This window comes from Massilia sp. P2_C2 (assembly GCF_056404615.1).
The window spans coordinates 1-6,096 of record NZ_JBFUDR010000337.1 but is presented as its reverse complement, the minus strand read 5'-3'; the positions used below and the strand labels follow the sequence as shown (position 1 = coordinate 6,096).

Here is a 6,096-nt window from a genome sequence, read left to right as displayed (position 1 = left end):
CCGGCGCGCCCATTCATGCGCTCGCGAGCCAAATGGCCGGGACTTTTTTCTCGGTCGAGGGCACGGTGGATTTCCTGCCGGAGGCCGATCACGTCTACCTGGTCAAGGGTGACTTGAAAAAAGAAAAATCGTCGGTGTGGATCGAGGACGCGGCCACCGGCAAGTCCGTGACGCAAATCGTCACGAAATGACAATGTGCGCGTCGGGCCCACACTGGTTGCCATAGTCCGACGAGCAACGGCGATGGCAGTCGTGACGCCCTGACTCGAGCTGGAGGAAGCCTGATGAAATCCCGATTTATTGCACTTGCGCTAAGCGTGTTATTCATCTCGACCTCTGCGTTATCCCATGCCGATGCCAGCCAGGCTGAGAAAGAGAAGACATCTACCACCTGGCTGTTGGGGTATGAAGGCAAATCGACGAACGAATTTGTGTGGGATAAGCGCGCCACAGGACTGGTGAACACTCGCGTTCCGCCAATGCTGTCGGATGACGTTTTGCAGGCTCTTGGTGGACCACCGGATCCGGTCGTGCTTGTCGAGGGGCGCTATGTCAGCATGTCCGCATGCCGTCCCCATAGTTGCACGGAAAAGGGATTTCTCTGGGTGGACACGAAAACGGGAATCGGCTTGGGCGCATATTACCTGTCGGGCACCTTGCGTCTTGGCTCCAATGGCATATCGGCCGATCATATCCCGGTCCAGGCAAGGCTGGCTTTGATCTCATGGCTTACCGAACACGATTTGGGAACGGAGTCCGCCGAATTCATCGGTCGCTCTGGTGAGCGAATCAAACTGGACTCCAGGAAGTTTAGCGCGTTAGCGAAATTTCAACCGCCCTCTACAGGTCCGGCGTTCGATTGCAACCTTGCAGCCAGCGAAATTGAAAAAACAATTTGTGCCGATGAGACGCTATCTGCTCAAGATCTGGCATTGAGCGAGCTATACAACAGGATCCGGTTGGGTAGCGGCACTACCATTGCGCAGGGACAGCTCCGGACCTTGCAACGCGATTGGCTGAAAGACCGGGATCGGGAATGCGCGTACGCCAGCAGCGTCGCGGCCTGCCTTAAAGATCAGTACACTGCGCAATATAATCGACTAAGTCATTGGGTCCCCGCAATACCGCATCGGCCCTAGCGGCGGCGCGGCCGCCATGTCCCGCCTGACCGGACTACGGCCGATTCCCGCGCCGCGCCAGCTCCCGATCCAGCGCATTCGCAAACCGCTGCCGGTCCGCCTGGCTGAACGCGGCCGGCCCGCCCGTATCCACGCCGCTGCCGCGCAACTCTTCCATGAATGCGCGCATGGTCAGTTGCTGGGCGATGGTGTCCCTGGTGTACCACTCGCCGCGCGGATTCAGGGGCAGCCCGCCCTTGTCCAGCACCAGCGCCGCGAGTGGGATGTCCCCTGTCACGACGATGTCGCCGGCCTGCACGCGCGCGACGATTTCCGCATCGGCAGCATCCGGACCCGCAGGCACCTGCAGTGCGCGAACGAAGCGCGAGCCCGGCACGCGGATCAACTGGTTGGCGACGAGCGTGACGTCGATCTGCACGCGGTCCGCCACGCGGAACAGGATGTCCTTGATGACGGCGGGGCAGGCGTCGGCGTCGACCCAGATGGCCATGGCGCTGCGGTCAGCCACGCGAGAACGTGCGCGTGACGCGGTCGAGGTGCGCACGCATCGCCTGCCGTGCGCCGGCGACATCCTGCGACGCGATCGCGGTCAGGATGGCGCGGTGGTCGAGCAGCGTCTGCTGGCGCAGTTCCTCGGTCTGGAAGTGCTCCGTCAGCTTGTGCCACAGGCTGTCGCGCTGGTTCCACAGGTATTCGATCACCCCGACGAGGGCGCTGTTGCCGGCCGCGCGCGCGATCGCGAGGTGGAAGTTGCGGTCGGCCGATTCGTTCTCGCCCAGGTCGTCCTGGTTCTGTTCCATCTCTTCGACGGCGACGAGGATCGCGTCGACGGCGGCCGGCGTCGCGTTCTTCGCGGCCAGCGCCGCCACCTCGACCTCGATCATGCGGCGCGCGGCCAGCACCTCGAACGGACCGGGGCCGGCGGCCGGCCGCGCCGCCTTCGGTACCGCCTGTTCGCTGACGTAGACGCCGGAGCCGCCGCGGACTTCGACCACGCCGCCCAGTTCGAGCGCGATCAGCGCCTCGCGCAGCGACGTGCGCGAGACACCCAGCTTCGTCGCCAGGTCGCRCTCGGCGGGAAGGCGTTCGCCCGGCTTGATGTTTTCTTCCCGGATCAGCGCTTCGATCCGGCCGGACACCACGCGATACAGTCGCGGCTCGGCCGCAACCGCATCGGAAGGCGCGGGCATTTTTCTCATTGTTCGGAGTCCAGAAAATGTAGCGGCGATTGCCAGAAACGCATCTTAGTTTGGTCTGAATAATACCGCAAGTGGCCAGACCAAATTGCGCAGCTTGGACGATTGCAGGTTGACGGCGTGCATACGCATGTACAATGGAAACATTGCCAGCAAATTCACAAGACTGGCGTCACTCCCCGCAGCCGATGAACCGAACCATGACGACCGCTTATTCGAGCCTGAGCCACGCCCAGCGCATTCCGCTGGCCGCCGAAATCCATTCGCGTCCCTTCCTTCGGCTGGAAGCGCCCGAAGCCATCACCCACCTCGCCGTGTACCGCGCCAGCGAATCCGGCTCGCGCAGCGCACATGCGCCCAACCAGCACGCGCTGCTGGCAGCGCTGTGCGGCCATTTCGGGGTCGCCGCGCCGAACGTGACAGCCAACCACTTCTATCACGACTTCGGCCGCTTCCGCCTCAAGTGGGAGTGCCATACCGAGTTCGCCACCTACACGTTCACCGAGAAGATCGCGCCGGGGCGGTCGCTGGCGGAGGCGTTCGCACGCATGCCGCTCGCGCACCTGCCGCAGGCGTGGATCCTCGGCCTGCATGGCCGCCTGATGTCCGCCGCGCACGTGCTGATGGAACGCGGCGCGGCCGATCCGGCCGCGCTGCATGAAGGCTTCGCGGGCAGTAACCTGGTCGGCTCGCGCGTGATGCAGGGCGGCGAGGTGTGGACGGATTTCGCGATCCAGGCCGACGGCTTCGCGCGCTTCGTGCTGCGCGACGTCGAGATGCGCGCGCAGCAGGCCGGCCGCCTGGCGCAGCGCGTGCTGGAAATCGACACCTATCGCATGATGGCGCTGCTCGGCCTGCCGGCCGCGCGCGCCGTGTCCGCGGCGCTCGACGACATCGAGGCCGAACTCGCCACGCTCGCCGAACGCATGGTCGCGGGCGAGGCCGTCGCCGGCGACCAGGACCTGCTGGAACAGATCACGCGGCTCGCCGCCCGGCTGGAAAAACTCTCGCTCGACAACGGCTACCGCTTCTCCGCGTCGAAGGCGTACTACCGCCTCGTCAAGGCGCGCATCGAGGAATTGCGCGAGGCCCGCATCGAAGGCGTGCCGACCGTCGAGGAATTCATGGACCGCCGCCTGACGCCCGCCATGAACACGTGCGAATCCACGGCCGCGCGCCAGGAAGCGCTGGCGCGCCGCATCGCCAACGTCAACGACCTGCTGCGCACGCGCGTCTCCATCGTGCAGGAAACCCAGAACCGCCAGATCCTGCAATCGATGGACCGCCGCGCCGCCCAGCAGCTGCGCCTGCAGCAGGCCGTCGAGGGCCTGTCCGTGGCCGCGATCTCGTACTACGTCGTCGGCCTGCTCGGCTATGCCGGCAAGGGCCTCAAGAGCATCGGCCTGCCGGTCAACCCGGACATGCTGACGGGCGCGCTGGTGCCCGTCGTCGCGGGCCTCGTGTGGCTCGGCCTGCGCCGCATGCACAAACAGATGCACAAGCGTTCGCACGGCTGATCGATGCTGCTCGCTCCCGACCTGGTGCCGGCGTTCGGCGCGCTGGCGCTGGCCGTCTTGTTGCTTTGGCTGCCGGTACCGCCCGTGGGCGGAAATCGCGACTGGACCTGGTGCGCCGGGCTGCTGCTCGCCTGCGCTGCCGGCAAGGCGACCGGCGTACTCGACGCATCCGGCGTCGCCGCCACGTTCTTCTACCTCGCGTTGGCCTTCGGCGCGCGCGCCAGCGAACGGGCCTGGATCCGCATCCCGCTGCTCGTGCTGACGGGCCTGTGCGCCTTCGGGTTCGCGCTGCATCGCTTCCCGGGCTTTCACAATCCCGTGCTGGCGGACGGCGTGCGCGTGTCGGCGGACGCGGCCCCGTTCACGCTGCACGCGAACTTCGACACTGCCGTGGCGGGCATCGTCCTGATGGGGGTGTTCTGCGCGCCGATCCGCGCGCGGGGTGCCTGGCTGCCGATGCTGCGCCGCACGGCGCCCGTGCTGCTGGCGACGCTCGCCGTGGTGCTTGGTGCCGGTTGGATGTTCGGCTACGTGCGACCGGACGTCAAGTGGACGCCGCTGACGCCGTGGTTCCTGGCCATCAACCTGCTGTTCACGTGCGTGACGGAAGAGGCGTTCTTCCGTGGATTCATCCTCGGCGGACTGGCGCGGGGCATGGCGCGCTGGCGCTACGGCACCGCGGTCGCCGTCGCGGTGTCCACGCTGCTGTTCGGGCTCGCGCACGCGCGCGGCGGCGCGGCGCTCGTCGTGCTGGCGGCGCTGGCCGGCCTGGGTTACGCGGCGGCTTACCTGCGTTCGGTGCGCATCGAAGGGGCGATCCTGACGCACTTCGCGCTGAACGCCGTCCACTTCGTCGCGTTCACCTATCCGGCCCTGTTGCGCTAGACCTGCAACTTCTGTAACACCGTGTGACATTCAACGGCGCGCGCCGCGCGCGCGGACTAAGATCGGTCATCAGCATTCGCAGGATCGATCATCATGTCCGCACGTACCTTCACCTRGCTCGGCATCGGCCTGGCGCTGGCCGCCACGCCCGCGCTCGCGCAGGATCCGCCCGCGCGCGTGGGCCGCATCGCCTATGTGGCCGGCCCCGTCAGTTTATCTCCCGCCGGCGCGGCCGACTGGGCCCAGGCGCCGCTGAACCGTCCGCTCGTCGCGGGCGACCGCCTGTGGACGGACGCCGGCGCGCGCGACGAAGCCCAGTTCGGCGACGCCATCGCGCGCATGGACGCGGGCACCCTGATGACGGTGCTCGCGGCCGACGAGCGCGCGACCCAGTTGCAGGTCTCGCAGGGCCGCATCGACCTGCACGTGCGCAGCCTCGCGGACGGCACGACGGTCGAAGTCGACACGCCGAACCTGGCCTTCGTCGCGCGTGCGCCGGGCGATTACCGCATCGCCGTCGCACCGGACGGCAGGACGACCGACGTCACGCTGCTGCGCGGTGCCGGCGACGTGTATGGCGACGGCACGCAGCTTGCGCTGGCGCCCGGCCAGGCCTACCGCTTCGGCGGCCAGGACCTGAACAACTATGTGCCGCTGGCGCCCGCGCCGCCGGACGAGTTCGACCGCTGGGCACTGGGACGCGACCAGCGGCTGGAACGCGCCGTCGCGCGCCGCTACGTGCCGCAGGGTGTCGTCGGCGTCGAGGACCTCGACGACTACGGCAGCTGGCGCGCCGTCCCCGACTATGGCACCGTGTGGGTGCCCGACCGCGCGCCGCGCAACTGGGCGCCTTACCACACGGGCCACTGGACCTGGATCGACCCGTGGGGCTGGACCTGGGTCGATGACCAGCCGTGGGGCTATGCCGTGTCGCACTACGGCCGCTGGGTGCGCACGCCGGACACGTGGGCCTGGGTGCCCGCGCCGGTGCAGGCACGTCCCGTGTACGCGCCCGCGCTCGTGGTCTTCGTCGGCACGGCGCTCGCGGTCGGGAGCTGGTCCGGGCCGGGCGTCGGCTGGTTCCCGCTGGCGCCGCACGAGCCTTACCGGCCGCCTTACCACGCGAGTCCGACCTACGTCACGAACATCAACGTGACGAATACCGTCATCCGCCAGACGACCATCATCAACAACATCAATAACGTCACGAACATCCGCTACGTGAACCGCAACGTGCCGGGCGCGATGGTGGCCATGCCCGCGCCGCAGTTCGCCAGCGCCGCGCCGACGGTCCGCTCGGGCCTCGTTCTGCCGCCCGGCGTGGCGCGCGTGGCGCCTGCGCTGGCCGCGCCCCAGGCC

Annotated in this window: 7 protein-coding genes; 5 read left to right on the top strand and 2 right to left on the bottom strand. The window is 67.4% G+C overall.

Annotated elements, in window-relative coordinates; translation table 11 throughout:
• On the top strand, nt 1-191 hold a 191-nt coding region (locus tag AC1DYX_RS26400), incomplete at its 5' end, for a hypothetical protein (protein WP_477264397.1).
• 93 nt (nt 192-284) lie between these two features.
• A complete protein-coding gene (locus AC1DYX_RS26395) occupies nt 285-1,139 on the top strand; it encodes a lysozyme inhibitor LprI family protein (RefSeq protein WP_477264395.1) in 855 nt (284 codons plus the stop codon).
• Nucleotides 1,140-1,173: 34 nt separating this feature from the next.
• Here AC1DYX_RS26395 and AC1DYX_RS26390 read toward each other — a convergent pair whose 3' ends face one another.
• Nucleotides 1,174-1,629, bottom strand: a complete 456-nt coding sequence (locus AC1DYX_RS26390; RefSeq protein ID WP_477264399.1) for a YaiI/YqxD family protein — start codon at nt 1,627-1,629, stop codon at nt 1,174-1,176.
• 10 nt (nt 1,630-1,639) lie between these two features.
• Nucleotides 1,640-2,329 carry a FadR/GntR family transcriptional regulator gene (locus tag AC1DYX_RS26385; protein WP_477264393.1) on the bottom strand — a complete coding sequence of 230 codons (690 nt, stop codon included), beginning with the start codon at nt 2,327-2,329 and terminating at the stop codon, nt 1,640-1,642.
• A 206-nt stretch (nt 2,330-2,535) separates the two neighbouring features.
• On the opposite strand from AC1DYX_RS26385, the gene AC1DYX_RS26380 reads away from it, so the two are divergent.
• The 3 genes from AC1DYX_RS26380 to AC1DYX_RS26370 form a co-directional block, all read left to right on the top strand.
• On the top strand, nt 2,536-3,852 hold the full coding sequence (locus AC1DYX_RS26380) for a DUF3422 family protein (RefSeq protein WP_477264391.1): 1,317 nt from the start codon (nt 2,536-2,538) through the stop codon (nt 3,850-3,852).
• 3 nt (nt 3,853-3,855) lie between these two features.
• Entirely contained in the window at nt 3,856-4,737 is an 882-nt protein-coding gene (locus AC1DYX_RS26375) for a lysostaphin resistance A-like protein (protein ID WP_477264389.1), read from the top strand.
• Between the two features lie 93 nt (nt 4,738-4,830).
• Nucleotides 4,831-6,096: DUF6600 domain-containing protein (locus tag AC1DYX_RS26370; RefSeq protein WP_477264387.1), on the top strand; the 1,266-nt coding region annotated here is incomplete at its 3' end.